Source organism: Microbacterium sp. SORGH_AS_0862 (genome assembly GCF_030818795.1).
In the GTDB taxonomy this organism is placed as follows: domain Bacteria; phylum Actinomycetota; class Actinomycetes; order Actinomycetales; family Microbacteriaceae; genus Microbacterium.
Genome location: NZ_JAUTAY010000001.1, coordinates 835,405 through 854,609, shown reverse-complemented (window position 1 = coordinate 854,609; position 19,205 = coordinate 835,405). Strand labels below are relative to the sequence as shown.

General features: G+C 71.6%; 13 protein-coding genes. 6 read left to right on the top strand and 7 right to left on the bottom strand.

Features of this window, described 5'->3' with window-relative positions:
• Positions 1–116: 116 nt before the first annotated feature.
• The 3 genes from QE377_RS03960 (at position 117) to QE377_RS03950 (ending at position 9,735) form a co-directional block, all read left to right on the top strand.
• Complete coding sequence (locus tag QE377_RS03960) at positions 117–6,980, top strand: SdrD B-like domain-containing protein (protein WP_307319827.1); 6,864 nt, start codon at positions 117–119, stop codon at positions 6,978–6,980.
• 212 nt (positions 6,981–7,192) lie between these two features.
• A complete protein-coding gene (locus QE377_RS03955; RefSeq protein ID WP_307319826.1) occupies positions 7,193–7,666 on the top strand; it encodes a hypothetical protein in 474 nt (157 codons plus the stop codon).
• Complete coding sequence (locus QE377_RS03950) at positions 7,663–9,735, top strand: LuxR C-terminal-related transcriptional regulator (protein ID WP_307319825.1); 2,073 nt, start codon at positions 7,663–7,665, stop codon at positions 9,733–9,735. Before QE377_RS03955 ends, QE377_RS03950 begins: the two co-directional genes overlap by 4 nt.
• On the opposite strand, the gene QE377_RS03945 is transcribed toward QE377_RS03950, so the two are convergent.
• The 3 genes from QE377_RS03945 to QE377_RS03935 all read right to left on the bottom strand — a co-directional run bounded on the left by QE377_RS03945 (position 9,671) and on the right by QE377_RS03935 (position 12,862).
• Complete coding sequence (locus QE377_RS03945; protein WP_307325865.1) at positions 9,671–10,978, bottom strand: MFS transporter; 1,308 nt, start codon at positions 10,976–10,978, stop codon at positions 9,671–9,673. The two genes, QE377_RS03950 and QE377_RS03945, sit on opposite strands and share 65 nt — an antisense overlap.
• Positions 10,979–11,054: 76 nt before the next feature.
• Complete coding sequence (locus QE377_RS03940; RefSeq protein ID WP_307319824.1) at positions 11,055–12,287, bottom strand: MFS transporter; 1,233 nt, start codon at positions 12,285–12,287, stop codon at positions 11,055–11,057.
• Positions 12,284–12,862: a helix-turn-helix transcriptional regulator gene (locus tag QE377_RS03935; RefSeq protein WP_307319823.1), complete on the bottom strand. Its 579-nt coding sequence runs from the start codon at positions 12,860–12,862 to the stop codon at positions 12,284–12,286. Before QE377_RS03935 ends, QE377_RS03940 begins: the two co-directional genes overlap by 4 nt.
• A 235-nt stretch (positions 12,863–13,097) precedes the next feature.
• Here QE377_RS03935 and rplM point away from each other — a divergent pair, with 235 nt between their 5' ends.
• Genes rplM through glmM form a run of 3 tightly spaced genes read left to right on the top strand, consistent with a single transcriptional unit; the run spans position 13,098 to position 15,408 of the window.
• Complete coding sequence (gene rplM / locus QE377_RS03930; protein ID WP_243226823.1) at positions 13,098–13,544, top strand: 50S ribosomal protein L13; 447 nt, start codon at positions 13,098–13,100, stop codon at positions 13,542–13,544.
• A gap of 26 nt (positions 13,545–13,570) precedes the next feature.
• The gene (gene rpsI, locus QE377_RS03925) at positions 13,571–14,044 is read left to right on the top strand and encodes a 30S ribosomal protein S9 (RefSeq protein ID WP_307319820.1); all 474 of its coding nucleotides are present in this window, start codon (positions 13,571–13,573) and stop codon (positions 14,042–14,044) included.
• Positions 14,045–14,052: 8 nt separating this feature from the next.
• A complete protein-coding gene (gene glmM, locus QE377_RS03920) occupies positions 14,053–15,408 on the top strand; it encodes a phosphoglucosamine mutase (protein WP_307319819.1) in 1,356 nt (451 codons plus the stop codon).
• A gap of 6 nt (positions 15,409–15,414) precedes the next feature.
• On the opposite strand, the gene QE377_RS03915 is transcribed toward glmM, so the two are convergent.
• The 4 genes from QE377_RS03915 to QE377_RS03900 form a co-directional block, all read right to left on the bottom strand.
• Positions 15,415–16,527: a sensor histidine kinase gene (locus QE377_RS03915; RefSeq protein ID WP_307319818.1), complete on the bottom strand. Its 1,113-nt coding sequence runs from the start codon at positions 16,525–16,527 to the stop codon at positions 15,415–15,417.
• The gene (locus QE377_RS03910; RefSeq protein ID WP_307319817.1) at positions 16,524–17,165 is read right to left on the bottom strand and encodes a LuxR C-terminal-related transcriptional regulator; all 642 of its coding nucleotides are present in this window, start codon (positions 17,163–17,165) and stop codon (positions 16,524–16,526) included. The genes QE377_RS03915 and QE377_RS03910 overlap by 4 nt, the downstream gene beginning before the upstream one ends.
• A gap of 87 nt (positions 17,166–17,252) precedes the next feature.
• A complete protein-coding gene (locus QE377_RS03905) occupies positions 17,253–18,095 on the bottom strand; it encodes a TetR family transcriptional regulator (RefSeq protein WP_307319816.1) in 843 nt (280 codons plus the stop codon).
• Between the two features lie 159 nt (positions 18,096–18,254).
• Positions 18,255–19,187 (bottom strand): Ppx/GppA phosphatase family protein, encoded by a 933-nt coding sequence (locus QE377_RS03900; protein ID WP_307319814.1) that lies wholly within the window; start codon positions 19,185–19,187, stop codon positions 18,255–18,257.
• Positions 19,188–19,205 lie beyond the last annotated feature (18 nt).

Here is a 19,205-nt window from a genome sequence, read left to right as displayed (position 1 = left end):
ACCCGACTCACCCGGCCGCGCGCTCGGTCGGAACGAGAGCCTGAAGATGCTCCCCTGCCCGAGGGGGACTTCCCCTGTTCTCGCACGCTCGCCCGAGACTCCGCCGGAGGACTGTCATGCTCACTGCACTTGCCCGCCCTAGACACGCTCGCCGGCGTCTGCTCGGCGCAGCGATGGCGTGGACGCTCGCCCTCACCGGCGCAGGCCTCGCCGCCGCGGCACCCGCTTCGGCCGCGCCTCAGGACGAGGTGCGCGGGACCGTCTTCCGTGACTTCAACGGCAACGGCTTCTTCGACACCGGCAACGCCGCGGGAACCGGGCAGGCGAACGACCGCGGGCTCGCGGGCGTCACGGTCAGGGTCGTCGACGGCGCCGGCACGCTGCTGGGCACGACGACCTCCGCGGCGGACGGCACCTACGCGATCGACGCCTCGGATGCGTTGAGCTCCGACGTGCGCGTCGAGTTCTCCGGCTGGCCCACCGCGTACGAGCCGAGCGGCACGAGCGCCGCGGGCACCAACGGCACGAGCGTGCAGTTCGCCGAGGTCGGCCAGTCCGGCGTGGACTTCGCCCTCAACCAGCCCGGCGACTACTCCCAGGCCAAGGCGCCGATCGTCACCTCCATCCAGCGGGCGGGCGCCCCGACGGCGGCGCAGGGCGGCTCGCCGGCAGCCATCAACGGAGCGGCGATCACGGCATTGCCGTACGAGGCGAGCTACTCGGGCGCGCAGCCGGCCGGATTCGCGAACCTCACGACCCTCGCGACCTTCGGCGAGGTCGGTGCGGTCTCGAGCGTCGTCTATCAGCCGCAGTCCAACAGCGTGTTCGCCTTCGCGACCTACAAGCGCCAGAGCGGGCTCGGATCGCTCGGCATCGGCGGCCTCTACCGGGTCAGCGACGTGCTCGGCGCCGACGGCAAGCCCTCGGCCGCCGGCTCTGTCACGCCGTGGCTGGATCTGACGGACCTGGGGATCGATCTCGGCACGGCCGCGACGAACGCCTCCCGCGGGCTCACCTCCGCGACGACGGCGAGCCACGACGTGGATGGTTTCGAGAAGGCCGGCAAGATCGGCGTGGGCGGCGTCGCCCTCTCCGCCGACGGCTCGACCCTGTTCTTCATCAACCTCCACGACAAGAAGCTGTACTCGATCGACGTCTCCGACCCCTCCGTCACGCCGACCGGTTACACGTCCTGGGATCTGGGGCTCGGCGACGGCCAGCGTCCCTGGGCCGTCACGGTGCACAACGGCACGATCTACGTCGGCTACGTCGACTCCGGCGAGACCGCGTCCGGTCCGCGGCCCGGGCTCTCCGCCGCCGCGGCAGGCATGTCGCTGCACGTGCTCTCCACGCCCGCAGGCGCGCCGGGAACGTGGACCGAGGTGCTCTCCTCTTCGCTCGGTTACGCCAAGGGCGACGTCGCGCTCGGCGCGCTCAGCACCCAGGCCAAGCGCTGGAACAGCTGGACCGACACCTGGACGTGGTCGGGCGGCTCGGTCAGCGAGACCAACGGCGGCTGGCACATCTACCCCCAGCCCATCCTGTCGAGCCTGTACTTCGACGACGAGGGCTACCTCAACCTCGGGCTGCTCGACCGTACGGCGGTCCAGGGCGGTAACCGCAACTGGGGCACCGTCAGCACCGGCTCCTACGAGACCGCATCCGGCGGCGACCTGCTGATCGCCGCGCCCAACGGCGCGGGCTTCGTCATGGAGAACAACGGTGTCGTGGGCACCCGCACCGCCGCCGTGGGTGCGACGCCCGAAGGGCCCGGCGGGCGCGAGTTCTACGACGACCGCCAGAACCTCGGCAGCGGAACCTATCACCGGGAGAACACCCTCGGTTCGGTCATCGGCATGCGGGGCACGGGTGAGGTCGTCGCGACGACCTACGACCCGCTCAGCGGCATCCGTTTGGGCGGTCTGCAGTGGTTCAACCAGAACAACGGCCGCTCGCTCTCCGGTTACGAGCAGACCGCCGACGGCGGCGGCTCGCCCTCGGCCGACGGGACGTTCCAGAAGGGCGGCGGCCTCGGTGCCGTCGCGCTGGTCGCACGGGAGGCGCCGGTCGAGATCGGCAACCGCGTGTGGTTCGACGCCGACCAGGACGGCATCCAGGATGCCGACGAGCCTTCGATCGCGGGTGTGACGGTCGAACTGCGCGACAGCACCGGAACCGTGGTCGCCACCAAGGTGACCGCCGAGAACGGCGAGTACTACTTCCGCTCCGACGCCGACGGCTTCGCGACCTCCGGCTCCTACACGGTGACGTTCGTGAAGCCCGCCTCGGGCACCATGGACCTGCGCGGGCCGAACGCGACGAGCTTCGGTGCCGTGCGCTGGCAGGACGCGTCGTTCACGAAGACCGTCCAGGGCGGTGACCGGGCGATCGACTCCGACGCCGACGCATCCGGCCAAGCCTCGGTCACGATCGCCGGAGCCGGATTCAACGACCACACGATCGACGCCGGTTTCATCGCGAACGTTCCGTTCACGGTCGAGAAGGACATCGACGCCTCGGGCGGCGCCGCCACCGACGGTCAGCAGTTCACGATCGATCTCGCCGCACGCGACTTCCGCGGCGGATCCCTCTCGCCGCCGCTGACCCAGAACAGCGTGACGCTCGAAGCAGGTGAGGTCTCCGGCACGTTCACCGTGCCCGTCGGAACCCGCATCAAGCTCTCCGAGAGCGACCCCAAGGTGAAGTCCTACGCCGTGTCCGGCGCAGGTGCAGCGGATGCCGACGGCTACCACGCGCTGACCGGGACGGGCACGACGCTCGCCCTCGTCGTGACGAACACCCTGTTCGCGCCGGGAACGATCACGGTGACCAAGCAGGTCACCGGCGACTTCACGCTGGCCTCGGACCAGCTCGAGGACGCCGTCTTCACGGTCGCGTACTCCTCGGCCGCCGGCAGTGGGACGCTGGAGCTGAAGAGTGCAGCGTGGAAGGCGACGAGCCTTCCGCTGCCCTACGGCACGGTGGTGACCCTCAGCGAGCCCACCATCACAGGCGCCGATCCGAGCGTCGCCTTCGCGACTCCCACGTGGAGCGCCGGTGACAACGGCGACGGCACGGCCACGGTGACCGTCGGCGACGGCACCGACACCGCGCTCACGCTCACCAACCCCTCGACGCTGCTGACCGGGAGCTTCTCGATCACCAAGGACGTCACCGGGCCCGGCGCGTCCCGGGTGCCCGCGGCGACGGCCTTCGTCGCCGAGTACTCCACCGACGGCGGCACGACGTGGACCGACCTCGCCGAGGTCGCCGACGGCGAGACCGTCACCGGACCCGCGGCGCTGCCCACCGGGTCGACGGTCCTGGTGCGGGAGAAGACACCGCCGACCCTGCCCGACGTGGCCTGGGGTGCGGTCGCCTTCTCCGGAACGGGCGTCGTGGACAACGGCGACGGCACGGCGACGGTCACCATCGGCGACGGCACGACCGTGCAGGTGACCATGCAGAACCCGACCACCCCGCTGAACGGCCAGTTCTCGGTGACGAAGGACGTGACGGGACCGGGCACGACGCTCCTCGACCCCGACACCACGTTCGACATCGACTACACGTGGTCGGGCGGTGACGGCACCCTCACGGTGCGCAACGGCGAGACGGCGACCTCGCCGGCCCTGCCGACCGGGACCGTCGTGACCGTGACCGAGGTCGCGCCGACGACGGGACTGCCTGCGGGCGCCGCCTGGGGCACGCCCACGCTCACGATCGGCGGCACCCCCGCTGCGAACGGGGCCACCCTCACGATCGGCGACGCCACGACCATCGCCGTCGTCGTCACCAACCCCACCACCGTCACGCCCTCGGTCGAGATCCACAAGGGCGATGGCAACGGGGCTACGGGCGCCATCGTCCACGAGGCCGACAGCGTCACGGACGGTCAGGTGTATGGCCCCGACGAGTCGCGCAGCGTCGTGTTCCGCGTCGTCAACACCGGCCCCGAGCCGCTGCGCAAGGTGGCGCTCACCGACGCCACGGTCGCCGGAGGCGCCGTGACCCAGCTGAGCTTCGCCTTCCCCGACGGCTCGACGACATCGGCGGACTACGACGCCGCCACGGGAGTGTGGACGGCCGAGTGGGCCAACACCTTCGCCCCGGGCGCGACCGAGTGGGCCGTCGGCGACGTGATCGTCGGTACCGCCGTGCTGACCCCTGGCGTCGGTGACGGCGCGCACCAGGACGTCGCCACGGTCACCGCCGAGGGCGCGCTCTCCGGCCAGCCGGTCGACGACGAGAACGGCTACAACGCCTTCACGGGGGCGATCCAGGTGATCAAGTACGACGGCAACCTGCCCGACCCGGCGGTGACGGACACGGCCGGCGACTGGATCGTGCCGGCCAAGCCGCTCCTCTCGCCGGCGCAGGACGCGAACACCGAGGCCACTGCGGTGACCTACCCGGTGCTCACGCCGCAGAAGGTGCGGTGGGTCGTCACCAACACGGGTGACACCTGGCTGACCGATCTCTCCCTGGTCGACCTCACCCAGGACGGTCCCGCCGTTGGCGACGACTGGACAGCGGACCTGTCCGGCGTCGGCGGCCCCGCGGACTACTCGTTCACGAGGGACGGCAACTGGCAGGGGCTTCTCGCCCCCGGCGCCTCGTTCTTCGCCGAGGGCACGCTGACGCTGCCGGCTTCGACCACTCACGCCGACCAGGTGACCGTGGTGGGCACGGTCGTCGTCCCCGAAGCGGATGCGGACGGCAAGCCGACCGATCAGCCCGCCACCTCCGGCGGCACGCCGGTCACGGCGAAGCGCGACGACGGCACCCCCTTCACCGTGACCGACGAGGACCCGTTCCACGCCAAGACCGGGGTCGGCCCCATCGTCGACATCCAGAAGGGTGACGGATCGGGGACGACCATCGCCCACGAGGCCGACACGATGGCCGACGGCGAGGCGTACACGCCGGGCGAGACGCGCACGATCGTGTTCCGCTCCACCAACACCGGCGACGAGCCCCTCGTCTCGGTCGAGCTCGGCGACGTCACGATCGCCGGCGGCGCCGTGGTCTCGATGAGCTGGACCCTGCCCGACGGCACACCGCTGCCGGCGACGCAGGACCCCGCCACCGGTGCCTGGTCGGCGTCGTGGGCAGGCCCCTGGCAGCCCGGCGACGTGATCACCGGCACGGCATCGCTGACCCTGGGCACCGCCTCCGAGGCCCATGTGGACCGTGCGAGCGTCGACGCCGTCGGTCAGCTCTCCGGCATCCCGGTGTCGGACTCGAACGACTACAACGCGTTCACGGGTGCGATCCAGGTGATCAAGTACGACGGCAACAAGCCCGACCCGGCCATCACCGACGACGCGGGAGCGTGGGTCACGCCCGCCAAACCCCTCGCGGATGCCGCGCAGGATGCGAATGACGCCGATCACGCCGTCGAGTACCCGATCGGTGTGGCCGAGCCGGTGCGCTGGGTGGTCACGAACGCCGGAACGACGTGGATGACCGACATCACGCTGACCGACACGACGGATGCGGGTCCCGCCATCGGTGCCGACTGGACGGCCGACCTGTCGGCCTTCGGCGGACCGACGGACTACTCGTTCGCCGAGAGCGGTCCGTGGCGCGGCCTGCTGCCGCCCGGGGCCTCGTTCTTCGCGCAGGGAACTCTCACCCTGCCCGCGGAGCAGTCGCACGCCGACACGGTCGACGTCGCCGGTACCGTCGTGGTGCCCGCGGTCGGGACCGACGGGGTGACCCCGAACGGCCAGCCGTTGATCGTGGACGGGGACGCCGTCCGCGCCACCGTGCCCGACCCGTCCGACCCGACCCGGCGCGTGCCGTTCGTGCTGACCGACGACGACCCCTTCCACGCCCGCACGGGCGTCGGCCCCTACGTCGACATCGAGAAGGGCGACGGTGAGGGCACGACGATCGCGAACGACGCGGACACGATGGCCGATGGCCAGAACTACGAGAACGGCGAGACCCGCACGGTCGTGCTGACCGTCACCAACACGGGCGATGAGGATCTGCACCGTGTGGTGCTGAGCGACGAGCACCTCTCGGGCGCCCGGATCCAGTCTCTGGTGTGGACGCTGCCCGACGGCTCGACGCTGGCGGCCACGCAGCAGGACTCCGGCTGGAGCGCTCGGTGGGAGCAGACGTTCTCGGGCGATGCGGTCTGGCGCCCGGGTGAGGTCATCACGGGCTCCGCGACCCTCACGCTCGACGGGGGAGAGCCCCACGTCGACCGTGCGGTGGTCGAGGGCGAGGGCGTCGCCAGCGGCATCCCGGTCACGGATCGTGACGACTACAACGCGTTCACGTCCGGCATCCAGGTCATCAAGTACGACGGCGACAAGGTCGATCCCGCGGTGAAGGACGCCTCGGGCGGCTGGGTCGTGCCCACGAAGCCCCTCGTCGACGACGCTCAGGATGCGAACGACCGCGCTCACGCCGTGAAGTACAAGGCGGGCAGCGAGCACAAGGTTCGCTGGGTGGTCACGAACACCGGTTCGACGTGGCTGACCGCGATCGACCTGACCGACGCCACCGCGACCGGTCCCGACGTGGAGCGCTGGACCGCCGACCTGTCGGCGTTCGGCGGGCCGGCGGCGTACGACTTCGTCGCGAGCGGAACCTGGCACGGGTTGATCCCGCCCGGTGCGTCCTTCTTCGCCGAGGGAACGCTGCGCCTCGGCGAGGGCGTCACCCACGCGGACACGGTCAGCGTCGGCGGTACTCCCGTCGTGCCGGCCACCGACGGCAACGGCGTGCCGACCGGGCAGCCGCAGGTCGACGGATCGGGCACGCCGGTCCCCGTGACCGATGCTTCGGGAGCGCCCGTGCGCCTGACCGACAGCGATCCCTTCCACGCGTACGCGCCGGAATCGCTCGCGGTGACCGGAATGACCCTGTCGATCACGGGCGCAGTGCTCGCGGCACTGCTGCTCATGACGATCGGCCTCATGGTCGTGCTGGTCGGGCGAGGGCGGCGTCGGGCCCGCGCCTGATCGCCGCGTGGCCATCCCGTCCCGTGCGGGGTGGCCACGCGGAGCCGATGCATGCCGTACCCGGTGAGCACACGCCCGCCCCTGTCCGCTGATGCGGACGGGGGCATCGGCGTGCCGCCGTCCGCCGTATCGGTCCGACGTCCGTGCGGCGCCGTAGGGTGGAGTCGGCGGCGGGGTTCGGGTCACCCGGGCACGTCGCCGGAGACCACCCGATGAGCCTGTCCGCTGTGCCGCGTGCCGGCGTCGGCGTCCTCGCGCGGCCCCGTCTGGTGGCCGCGCTCGATGATGCGGCGCCGCTGGTCGTCCTGCACGCCCCGATGGGGTATGGCAAGACGGTCGCGATGGCGCAGTGGACGCGCAGCACCGCGTACCGCGGCGTCTGGATGCGGGTGCGCGACGGCGGCGGTGAACCGCGCCCCTTCGTCCAGCAGCTCGCCGCGCAGCTCGCGGATGCGGGACTCCTCGACGACGGCAATCCGCTCCGCACGGCCGCGGAGACGCTCGCCGTCGACGACGACCCCTGGGGTCTGCTCGCCCGCGGGCTCCGGCGCCGGACCGGCCCGCTCGCGGTCGCCCTCGACGACGGTGACCGGCTCTCAGAGGCGACCGTGCGAGGGCTCGTCGACCTCCTCGCGGACGTCCCCGAGCCGTCCTGCGCGTCGCCGTCCGCCGCGCGTCCCTCGTGACCGAGCCGAGTCTCGCGGTCGTGGCCGACGCGGTCATCGTGGGCAGAGCGGAACTGGCCCTCACCGCATCCGAGGCGCTCGCGCTCGCCGGCGACGCCGCGACCGCTGACAGGATCGTCGCCGCCGCAGGCGTCCCGGCCCTCGCCCGCATGCTCGCTCTCGGCGATGTGGGCGCCTCCGAGGCGAACGTCGAACGGGCTGCCCGGTCGCTGCTGCGGTTGCGCGGCGGGCACTGGGACGACGCGTTCGTGGGGTTCCTCGAGACGGTGGCCGTCGCCGACGCGCTCGACGTCCGTCTGGCCGAGGCGATCACCGGCCGATCCGACGCGCTGCGATTCCTCGAGACGGCGGAGGCGGAGGGGCTCGGTTCCTGGGAGACGCCCGGCCCGCGTGACGCGTCCGCCGTGTTCGTCTTCTCGCCGTTCCTGCGTCTGGCCGCGGAGGAGAGCCTGCGTCGCGAGCGTTCGCGACCCGAGGTGCGCGAGATCAGCCGACGGGTCGCGCGCTGGGAGCTCGAGCGGGGTCTGGCGTTCTCGGCATTGCGGCGCGCGGCCGAGATCGACGATGCATCGCTCGTCGACGAGGTCCTGCGTCGCCATTGGAACGAACTGCTCTCCTACCGGGGCCGTCTGACCGAGCTGTTCGCCCACGTGCCGTTGTTGTCGCTGCGCACGCGACCGCTCGTGGCGATGGTGCTGGCGATCGTCGCCAATGCGAGCGGCACCCAGCGTCTGCGGGCGCTCGAGTACTTCGGTCTGGCCATCTACGGCGCCAGGATGCAGCGGGCCACCGCGCCGCCCGCCGATCGCGTGCTGCTGCGCGCGATCGAGACCACCTCCTACCGTGTCTCGGGTCGCTCCGGAGCGCTCGTCGCCGCCCGCGACGGGTACCGTGCGCTGCAGGAGATGGACGCGGCTGAGCGGGATCGGCTGGGGCGCAACGAGCCCACCGTGTACAACCAGATCGGCACCTCGCTGTTCTACGGCGGCCTCACCGCCCAGGCGCTCGACTGCTTCCGCCGCTCGACGGCCGTCAGCGACGCGAAGGGACTGTTCGCGGGGCTCCAGGGGCTCGCGCTGACCGCGGGGACGCTCGCTGTGACGGGCGAGGTCGACGAGTCGCGGGAGGTGATCGATGAAGCGCTCTCACGCGTCTGGCCCGAACGCTGGATCGAGGGGTATCCGGGCAGCTTCCTTCAGCTGGCGCGCGGCTTCGCCGCCCTCGAAGACGGCGACCCGGATGCGGCGGACACCGCCATCCGCATCCTCGATCCCCACCGCGCGACGATCGAGCACTGGCCGCTGCTGACCCACCTCGACGTCCTGATCGCCCTGGCGCGCGGGCAGGCGGGTGCGGCGCACGCTGTGCTCGCGAACGCCCTGCGCACCCAGCAGGCGCGTCACGCGACGTCCGAGTTGACGCTGAGCAGACTGCGGCACACGCGCGCTCTCGTGCTGCTCGCGGCGGGCGACGCCGCCGGGGCGGAGCGCGTCGTGGCCAAGGACAAGGACCCCGCGCGGCGCGGGGTGAGCCTCGGACGCATCGCGCTGGCCGCCGGCGACGTGGAAGGCGCCGTGCGTCTGCTGCAGGCATCGGCGGGCATGGCCGCCTCCGCTCGCATCGACGCCGAGCACCTCGCGCTCACCGTGGGCGCGCTCGCTCTGGGCGGTGCCGACCGGGACGGGGCGCGGCGGATGCTGGGCCGTCTCGCGGCTGAGCTCGGACAGCGCGGTCTGCTGGTTCCGCTGGCGATGGTGCCGACCCATGCGCTCGAGGCCATGGCCGAGATCGCGGTGGATCCCCACGAGCAGGAGCTGATCGCGCGCGCCGGGCGGATCGGCATGGTCCCGGCCACCCGCCGTCGCGTGCAGCTGACCCCTCGCGAGATCGCGGTGGCCGACGAGCTGACGCGCAGCGAGACGGTCGCCGAGATCGCGGCTGCCCTGGTCGTCTCGCCGAACACCGTGAAGTCGCAGCTGCGCAGTCTCTACCGCAAGCTCGGCGTCAGCTCGCGTGCCGACGCTCTTCGCGCCCTCGCAGCGCTGGATCTTCGGGGGCCGGAGCGCTGACGGGTCGGCGGGCGTAGGGAGCGACGAAGCGCAGCAGCACCAGTGCGAGCAGCGCCACCGCCGCCGCGGTCACGTACAGCGCGACGTAGTCGCCGCCGCGCCCACCGAGCGGGTCGCTCCCCGTGGCGAGCAGCGCCGCGGCCGCCAGGGGCCCGACGACCTGCGGAATGGTCTCGGTCGCGTTGAGGACCCCGAGGTAGGCGCCCGTGCGTTCGGCGGGGATCGTGCGCAGCGCGAGGGCGAAGTCGACGGCGAAGAAGGCGCCCATGGCGAGCCCGCCCACGAGCGCACTCGTCCACAGCTGCACGTGCTCCATGGCGAACGCGCGCAGGAGGGCGGCCGCGATGAGACCGACGATGGCGGCCGCCAGGAACGGCCGGTAGTCGCCGCGGCGACCGGCGAGCAGACCCATCGTGACGGCGGCGATGACGATGGCACCGCCGCCGAGCACCGTGGACAGGGACGTGACGCTCGTGGCGGAGGCCTGGTCGCGCAGCATGCGGTCCATCACGAAGTACAGGGTGAAGGCGGTGGTCAGCGAGAACGCCGACTGCAGCAGAAGTCGTTGGACCCACACGAGGGTGAAGCCGGGGGCCGGGGCGAAGCGACGACCACCCGGGGACCGGGAGGGCAGGTCGATGTCCGCGACGGTGGCATCCGGCACGAACAGGACGCACAGGACGACCGCGATCACCGCAGCGGCGGGCATGATCGCCGAGGCGAGCACCAACTGGGTGGGGAGGGCCGCCGCGATCACGAGCGGGGGGAGGGTGCCGAGGAAGGCGGCCGCCGCGAAGATCCCCGACGCCCCCGCGCGCCATCTCTCCTCGACGGTGTCGGCGAGCTGGGCGGCGGCGGTGGACAGCACCGCGTTGTAGCAGACCTGCATCCCGACCCACGCGAGCACCAGGGTGAACAGGTCGGTCGCGCTCAGGAGCCACCAGGCCGCCAGCGGCCCGGCGACCGCGCCGGCCAGCATCCACGGGCGGCGCCTGCCCCACCCGGCACGCGTGCGGTCCGAGAGGAATCCGACGAGCGGGTTCGCCACGATCGCGGCGAGTGCGCCGGCGGCGATGATCACCGCGAGCGTGCCTGCGCGATCGGCGGCGGGGACGAGGTCCGCCACCCGCACCGGGAGCCCGACGACCGCGGGCGCGGTCAACGCTCCGAGAGCGGCGAGGTTGACGGCGGCGAGGAAGGGGACGCTGCGCAACGCGCGGACGGGGGCGACGGCGTCGGGCATCACAGCCGTACGTTACGGAATGCCCGCGCACCCGGCCGCGTCGGCGGGCGATCTGTGGGCGGGCAGTCCACGGGTGTCACGTCCGGGCAGCGGCGTGCTCGGCCCGCCACGCCGGGAGGTAGCAGAGCGCGCCGAACACGCTGAAGGCTCCCGCGGCGGCGAAGGCGATGCCCGTACCGGTGTGCTCCGCCAGCACGGTCAGGGCGAGCAGGCCCGCGCTGTAGACGCCGCCGGAGACCATCGCGTTGGCGGAGAGCACGCTGGCGCGCGTGCCGCTGTCCGCCTGGCGGTGGAGCAGCGTGTTGTGCATGGGGCTGGCGGCTCCGTGCGAGAGGTACGCGGCGCCGTACGCGGCGAGCAGGCCCACGGGCCCGGCGACGACGCCCATGACGACCACGAACGCGCCGTTCAGGATGCGGGCCAGCGCCGCGGTGACGGCCACGCCCCATCGCCGTGCCGCGCGCCCCGCCAGAAGCGAGCCGAGAGCGAAGAGCCCCCAGGCGGCGGCGGATGCGGGGCCGAACAGTGCACCCGCCGCGTTCTCGCCGCCGGCGAGTTCCGCCAGCCGCACAGGTGTGAGCGTCTCGAACGCGACCATCGCGACGGCCCAGAAGACCTCCACCGCCAGCAGCGCACGCAGGACCGGGGAACGGCGGACCAGCCGCAGTGCCGCGAGCAGTCCCGAAGAGTCTGTGGCCGCACCGTGCTTCCGTCGGCGCGGGCGTGCCGGCTCGACCACGAGGATCGCTGTGACGACGACGCTCGCGGCGGACAGCGCGAGGCTCACGAGGAACGGCAGCACGAGCGCGGACGCGCCGGGAAGCGGTCCCCATGCCACGAGCAGTCCGCCGCCGAGCGCTCCCGCCGCGATCGAGACGCCGAGCACCGTGGCGGCGCGGGCGAGCCCCTGCTCCACGGCGGCGTCGGGATCGGCGGCGTGCGTCGTGTCGACGTACCAGGCCTCCAGCGGGCCGGAGTCGAGCGTGCGGAACACGCCCTGCAGGAGCATCGCTATCGCGAAGGCCGCGACGTCCTGCGCGAGCACGAACAGCACGGTGGACGCGAGGCCGATCACAGCCGCGATCAACAGCACCGGCCGGCGACCCAGGGTGTCGGCGAGCCCGCCGGTCGGCAGCTCCAGCACGAGCGCGACGATCCCTTGCAGCGACAGGATCGCGCCGACCTCGACGAGACTGAGACCGCGCTCCAGCGGAAGGAGCGCGGTGAGTCCGAAGGTGACCCCGACCGGCAGCCAGCGCAGCGCCGTCAGCCACAGCAAACGGCGCTGGGCGCCCGCGGCGTCGATCACGCGTCGTCCAGGTCGAGGGGTCTCGCGAACGAGCTGACGTGGATGCGGCGCGCCCGCGGATCGGCCGTGCCCGCATCGCGGTAGCGCGCCATGAGCTGCGCCAGCTCGGCGGAGAAGGCGGCGGTCTGCTCGGGCGTCACGGTCAGGAAGCCGTCGGACAGGCCCAGCACGTCGACCCATTCCGTGGGCCAGTGCTCGGCCGCATCCAGCCATCGCTCGGCGCCCACCGCGAACTGACGCACGTAGTCGCGGCTCAGCCATGCCAGTGCGGTCCGGGCGTCCTCATCGCCGGCGAAGTCGGAATCGACCCATGAGTGACGCTCGCTCGCCGCGCGCCACTCGCGGCGGCGTCCCTCGCCCTCTCCGGTGTCGGTCACCAGCCCCACCTCACCGAGAGCACGCAGGTGGTAGCTCGTCGCGCCCGTATTGGTGCCGAGGGCGGCTGCGAGCTCGGTCGCAGTGGCGGGGCCGCGAGTGCGCAGGCGACTCAGGATGCGCGAGCGCAACGGATGGGCGAGCGCGCGCACGGCGCGGCTGTCGAGGCGGATGGTGCTGTCGCGGCGAGGCTCGTCCATGCTCCGACCCTAGCCATGCACAGATCCTTTGCACAACTTCTGTGCATCGAGATGGTGATCTCGCAGAGAGGTGGATGCCGGGCGGGGGACTCCGACGTGCTAAGCTTCTCGTTTGGTGCCGCATCCCTGCTGGTCGGCACCACGAACGTGAGCCCTCCACTGGCGTCTTCCTGCGGGAAGCACCCCGGAGCGGGATTCACGAACCTCTCCGTTCGATCAAGAAAGCAGCACTAACGTGACGCGCACTTTCACCCCCAAGGCTGGCGAGATCCAGCGCGAGTGGCTGGTCATCGACGCGACCGACGTCGTCCTCGGGCGCCTCGCCTCGCACGCGGCCACCCTTCTCCGCGGCAAGCACAAGCCCACCTTCGCCAACCACGTCGACACCGGTGACTTCGTCATCGTCATCAACGCCGACAAGGTGGCCCTCACCGGGCAGAAGCTCGAGCAGAAGAAGGCGTACCGCCACTCCGGTTACCCGGGCGGCCTCAAGTCCGTCACCTACTCGGAGCTGCTCGAGAAGAACCCCGTCCGCGCCGTGGAGAAGGCCGTTCGCGGCATGCTCCCCAAGAACAGCCTGGGTCGCCAGCAGCTCTCGAAGCTGAAGGTCTACCGCGGTGCGGAGCACCCGCACGCCGCGCAGCAGCCCACGGCTTACGCCTTCGACCAGGTCGCCCAGTAAGCGCCGCTCAGACTAAGGACACTCTCGTGGCGAACATCGAAGAAACCACCAACTACTCGACCGAGACCCCGGCCGACCTCGAGGCTGCGGCCGTCGAGCGTCCCGTGCTCTCCGTCCCCGGCGCCGCCGTCGGTCGTCGCAAGCAGGCCATCGCCCGCGTGCGCATCGTCCCCGGCACCGGCAAGATCACGATCAACGGCCGCACGTTCGAGGACTACTTCCCGAACAAGCTGCACCAGCAGCTCGTGACCGACCCCTTCACGATCCTCAACCTCACCGACGCGTACGACGTGATCGCCCGCATCCACGGTGGTGGCCCTTCGGGTCAGGCCGGTGCGCTGCGTCTGGGCATCGCCCGCTCGCTCAACGGCATCGACGAGGAGAACAACCGCCCGACGCTCAAGAAGGCCGGCTTCCTCTCGCGCGACGCTCGTGTGAAGGAGCGCAAGAAGGCTGGTCTCAAGAAGGCCCGCAAGGCTCCTCAGTACTCGAAGCGCTGACACGCCGAATGGCGTTGTTCGGTACGGACGGCGTGCGGGGGCTGGCGAACGGCCCCCTCACTGCCGATCTGGCGCTTTCCCTGGCCCAGGCGACCGCTGTCGTCCTGGGCCAGGGCCGTTCTGCGGAGGCCCGGCGTGCGGCGGGCAAGCGGCCCACCGCGGTCGTCGCGCGGGATCCACGGATCTCGGGAGAGTTCCTCGCCGCGGCCGTGGCCGCCGGCCTCGCATCCTCGGGAGTCGACGTCCTGGACGCCGGTGTGCTGCCCACGCCTGCGGCCGCCTTCCTCATCGGCGACATCGACGCCGATTTCGGAGTGATGGTCTCGGCGTCGCACAACCCCGCTCCCGACAACGGGATCAAGATCTTCGCGCGCGGCGGCGTGAAGCTGCCCGATGCCGTCGAGCAGCGCATCGAGTTCGCGCTCGCGGGCCCGAAGCTCCAGCCCACGGGTGCCGAGGTCGGCCGCATCCGTCGCTTCGCCGACGCGGAGGACCGCTACGTCGTCCATCTGCTGCAGTCGCTGCCGCACCGCCTGGACGGCCTGCACGTGGTGCTCGACTGCGCCCACGGCGCGGCCGCCGGCGTCTCTCCCGAGACGTTCCGGGATGCGGGCGCGCGCGTCACCGTGATCGGTGCCGATCCCGACGGGCTCAACATCAACGACGGCGTCGGCTCGACGCACCTCGATCATCTGGCCGCAGAGGTGCTGCGGGTCGGTGCCGACCTCGGCATCGCGCACGACGGCGACGCCGACCGTTGCCTCGCCGTGGATGCGGCGGGTCGCGTGATCGACGGCGACCAGATCATGGCGATCCTGGCCGTCTCGATGCGTGATCGCGGCGTCCTGCGTGACGACACCCTCGTCGCCACCGTGATGAGCAACCTCGGACTCCACCGCGCGATGGCCGCCAACGGCATCCGCGTGCTGCAGACGGCCGTCGGAGACCGCTACGTGCTGGAGGAGATGAACTCCGGTGGGTACGCGCTGGGCGGCGAGCAGTCGGGTCACGTGATCATGAGCGATTTCGCGACCACCGGCGACGGACTGCTGACAGGGCTGCACCTGATGTCCGAGATGGCGCGCCAGGGGCGTTCTCTGGCGGAGCTCGCCTCGGTGATGACCGTCTTCCCGCAGGTGCTCATCAACGTCAAGGATGTCGACCGTACCCGCGTCGCCGATCCGGGCGTCGCCGAGGCCGTCGCTGCCGCCGAAGCCGAGCTCGGATCGAGCGGACGCGTGCTCCTGCGCGCGTCGGGGACGGAACAGCTCGTGCGCGTCATGGTCGAGGCGGAGGACGCCGAGCAGGCCCAGCAGATCGCCGAGCGACTGGCAGCCGTCGTGCGCGAGCGTCTCGCGCTCTGAGGCGTCTCAGCCGCGCGGCACTCGGGCGACGAGTTCGGCTCCGGGGTCCGTCGCCGTCAGCGCGAGGCCTCCTCCCAGGCCCTCCAGCCGGTCGGTCAGACGGCGCAGCCCGCTCAGCGTCGCGGTCGGGTCCACTCCGACGCCGTCATCGCGCACGCTGAGCGTCAGCTCGTCGAGGCCGACGTGCAGCACGATGTCTATCCGGGCGGCGAGCCCGTGACGCAGCGCGTTCGAGACCCCCTCCTCGGCGACCCGCGCGAGCGCGAGACGGCGGCCGAGGTCGAGTTCGGGCTCGGCTCCGGTGGGGACGACCACGAAGGACACGTCGATCGCGGCGGGGACGCGGGAGACGAGTGCCCTGAGGGCGGCGACCACTCCGCGATCGATGCCTTCGGGGTAGAGCGTGGCGCTCACGGTCCGCAGCTCGTTCTCGCGCAAGGCGTCCAGCTCCTCGCGGATCCGGTCGATCCGGTCACGGGGGAGGCCGTCGAGCCCGGAGGCCACATCGCGCAGGTCGGCCTGCAGCATGACGACGCGACCCTGGAGCGTGCCGTGGAGAGTGTCCGCGATCTCCCGTCGGACGTGGAGTTCCTCGTCCTGAAGTGCGGCCAGCGCCGCCGTCGCCTGGGCGGCCTGCGCGAGCCGGGCACGCTCCGCCTCGCGCGCTCGGCGGCGCGAACCGACGCTCTGCAGGGCGAACACGAACGTTCCCGACAGGAGCAGCGTCGCGATGCCCGCATCCGCGAGCGCGAGCATGGCGGAGGGATAGATCCCGACGAGGATCTGTGCGGCGGCGCGGCACGCGGCCGCCGCGCCCGCGCACCCGAGCAGCACCGCGATGCGGATGATCCCGGTACGGAAGATGAGGCCGGCACGGGTCGCGAGCAGCGTCGCGATCGCGACGCCACAGAGGTTGATCGCGACCCGGATGACGAGATCGACGAACGGCGATGCGTCGGTGCCGCGCAGAGACACGGAGTTGATTCCGAGCAGGAGCACGGCCTGAGCGCTGATGGCCAGCGAGAGAGTGCCGCCCAGAGCCAGCGCGACGAAGGAGAACTGCCGCTGGTCCGCGGCCCGATCCACAAGAGCGAACTCGCTCGGGGGATCTGCGCTCACGCGCTCTCCTCGAGGAAGATGCGTACAGCGCTCACGCGCGGGTTGCGCTCGGCGTCCCCGCCGAGTCCCAGTGCACTGTAGACGGCGTTGACGTGGTTGTCGACAGAGCGGTCGGCGAGATTGAGCCGGCGGGCGATGGCGGTGTTCGTCAGTCCCTCTGCCAGGAGAGTCAGCACCTCGAACTGACGTGTGCTGAGGGCGGCCAGGCGGCCCCGCGGGCGGGCGCGGCGACGCTCGACGAGCTCGCGATCGAGCACGCTGCGTCCCCCCGCGCTGGCGCGGAGGGCGGAGACCAGCGAAGGCGCCGACAGCGCGGAGGTCTTGGAGAGGTAGCTCCATCGGCGACGCTGCTCCTCCGGTACATCGAGGAGAGTGTTGAGGCGGTCGACGGCCGACAGCAGCACGATCGACAGGGAACTCTGACGCTCCTGGAGCCGACGGCCCACCTCGATCCCGTCGCCGTCGGGGAGGGTGATGTCCAGCAGTGCGACATCGAGATCGCGGGGGAAGCCCGCGGTCTCGGCGGCAGAACCGGCGGCGACGACGAGGTCGAAATCGGGGACGGCGCGCAGGAGGCCGACGAGCATGTCGCGATAGAGCGGCTGGTCCTCGACGAGTGCGATGCGCAGTCTCGCCACAGATCTTCCTTCGCAGACAGGATGGATGTTGCGCGCTGAGGGTGGGGGATGGGCGCCCCCGTATCTTATCGGCTCGCCCGGACGCGCTCAGGCCGTATGACGGGGTTCTCCCACCGTGCGGGTCAGGCCCATCAGCAGCGACCAGAACGCCAGCGCCGGCAGCTCCCACGGAACCTCCTCGCCGTCGATGCCTTCGCGCAGCACCACGTCGTCGATGCCCTCGATGCCGACGAGGCGCTTGCTGGCCATGCCCTCGATGAGCGATGCCCCCGCCGCGGCGATCTGGAGCCACGTGACTCCGGGGACCGGCTCCCGCTCGACACGGGCGAGGACCCGCTGGTAGATGTCCGCGATCTCCGCCAGGAACCGGGTCTCACTCGCCGCGAGCGCACGGCGCACCTCCGTCTGCTGTTCGACGGGGAGCGAGCCCACCGAGACGGAGAGCGCCATGTAGTTCTTCCACTCGGTGGAGGCCATCGTGTCGAGCACGTTCTGTCCGATGGCTCGGCGCACGGACTCCTGCAGGACCCTCTCGGCGCCGACGGGGTCGGGCGCGCCGTCCGCGTCGACCAGGTGGTCCGCGTACTGCTCGAAGACCGCCGTCGCGATCTGAATCGTGGCGGCGGAGTAACCGATCGGATGCGGTCCGCGCGGCTCCAGCAGGCGCAGCATGAGCGCGGAGAGCAGTTGGTCCTTGCCGCCGAACGCCGCGAACGCCGAGCTTCGCGGCACACCGACGCGTCGGATGAGCTCCTCCATGTTGAGCTGGTGCAGTCCCACGCTGACGGCGCCGTCAGCGAGCAGATCGGCCGCCGCATCCAGGACGCGCCGGCGCAGCTCGTCGCGCGGGATGCGCCGCGCGCGGCCCGTCTGCGACGAATCGTTATGGACTCTGCGTCCAGAGTCTTGTTGTTCGTCCTGAGTTGGCATATTTTCGTTCCTACCGACGGAAGGTCCTGCTCTCGAGTTGACGGCGGCCGCCAATGGGGGGACGTCGGTACCGTGATCCGCGGGACGGGTGCAGATGACCCCCCCCGCGGATCACGGCGGTCAGTCTATGGTCGCCCCGCCGCTGGGGGCTACGGGCCGTCAGCCCCAGGCCATCGCCTCGATGTACCGCAGCAGCACGCCCTCCCGCAGCGCCCATGGGCTCACCTCGAGCTCGTCGATGTCGAGCGTGCGCATCGCCGTGTGCAGCACGACCGCGCCCGCCACGATCTGGAACGTGCGGTCGGGGGTGATCCCGGGCAGCTCCTGACGTGCGCTGGCGGGCAGGCGCGCCAGGCGCGGGATCCAGGAACCCAGTGCCTGACGCGGCAGCAGGAGTCGTTCGCTCCCGGACCATCCCGGCACCGGGTACCCCGCGAGTCGTGCGAGCGAGCGGATGGCCTTCGACGAGCCGGCCACGTGGTCTGGGCGCTGCAGCGCCTGGAACCCGGCGGCCACGGGAGCGAGCACCTCCGCGGCGTGCGCGCGCAGGCGCTCGACCGCATCCTCTCCCGGAGGATCCTCCGGGAGATACCCCACCGTCATCCGGCCGGCGCCGAGGGGAACGGATGCGGCGCGCTCGGGGAGCTCGTCGGAACCCGCCGCGATCTCCAGCGAGCCGCCGCCGATGTCGAAGAGCAGGATCTGGCCCGCCGACCAGCCGAGCCAGCGCCGGACCGCGAGGAACGTGAAGCGGGCCTCGTCCTCCCCGCCGAGGACCTGGAGAGGCTGGCCGAGGGCCTCCTCGATCCGGGCGATGACGAGCTCGCCGTTGGTGGCATCGCGCACCGCGGAGGTCGCGGTCGCGAGCAGCTCCGCGACGCCCTCGCGCCGCGCGGTCTCGCGCGCCTCGGCGACCGCATCCTCGAGCGCGCGCACACCCTCCTCGCTGATCGCACCCGCGGGGGTGAGGTAGCGCATGAGGCGCAGGACGGTGCGGTGACTCGTCGTCGCGAGCGGCCTTCCGCCGGGGTGTGCATCCGCCACGAGCAGATGCACGGTGTTGGAACCGATGTCGAGAACTCCGAGCCGCACCCGACGAGAGTAGCGGCG

Excerpts from the sequence above, each read along its gene's own strand:
- QE377_RS03960 (WP_307319827.1), top strand. The coding sequence starts at position 117 with ATGCTCACTGCACTTGCCCGCCCTAGACACGCTCGCCGGCGTCTGCTC.
- QE377_RS03955 (WP_307319826.1), top strand. The coding sequence starts at position 7,193 with ATGAGCCTGTCCGCTGTGCCGCGTGCCGGCGTCGGCGTCCTCGCGCGG.
- QE377_RS03945 (WP_307325865.1), bottom strand. The coding sequence starts at position 10,978 with ATGCCCGACGCCGTCGCCCCCGTCCGCGCGTTGCGCAGCGTCCCCTTC.
- QE377_RS03935 (WP_307319823.1), bottom strand. The coding sequence starts at position 12,862 with ATGGACGAGCCTCGCCGCGACAGCACCATCCGCCTCGACAGCCGCGCC.
- glmM (WP_307319819.1), top strand. The coding sequence starts at position 14,053 with ATGGCGTTGTTCGGTACGGACGGCGTGCGGGGGCTGGCGAACGGCCCC.
- QE377_RS03905 (WP_307319816.1), bottom strand. The coding sequence starts at position 18,095 with ATGCCAACTCAGGACGAACAACAAGACTCTGGACGCAGAGTCCATAAC.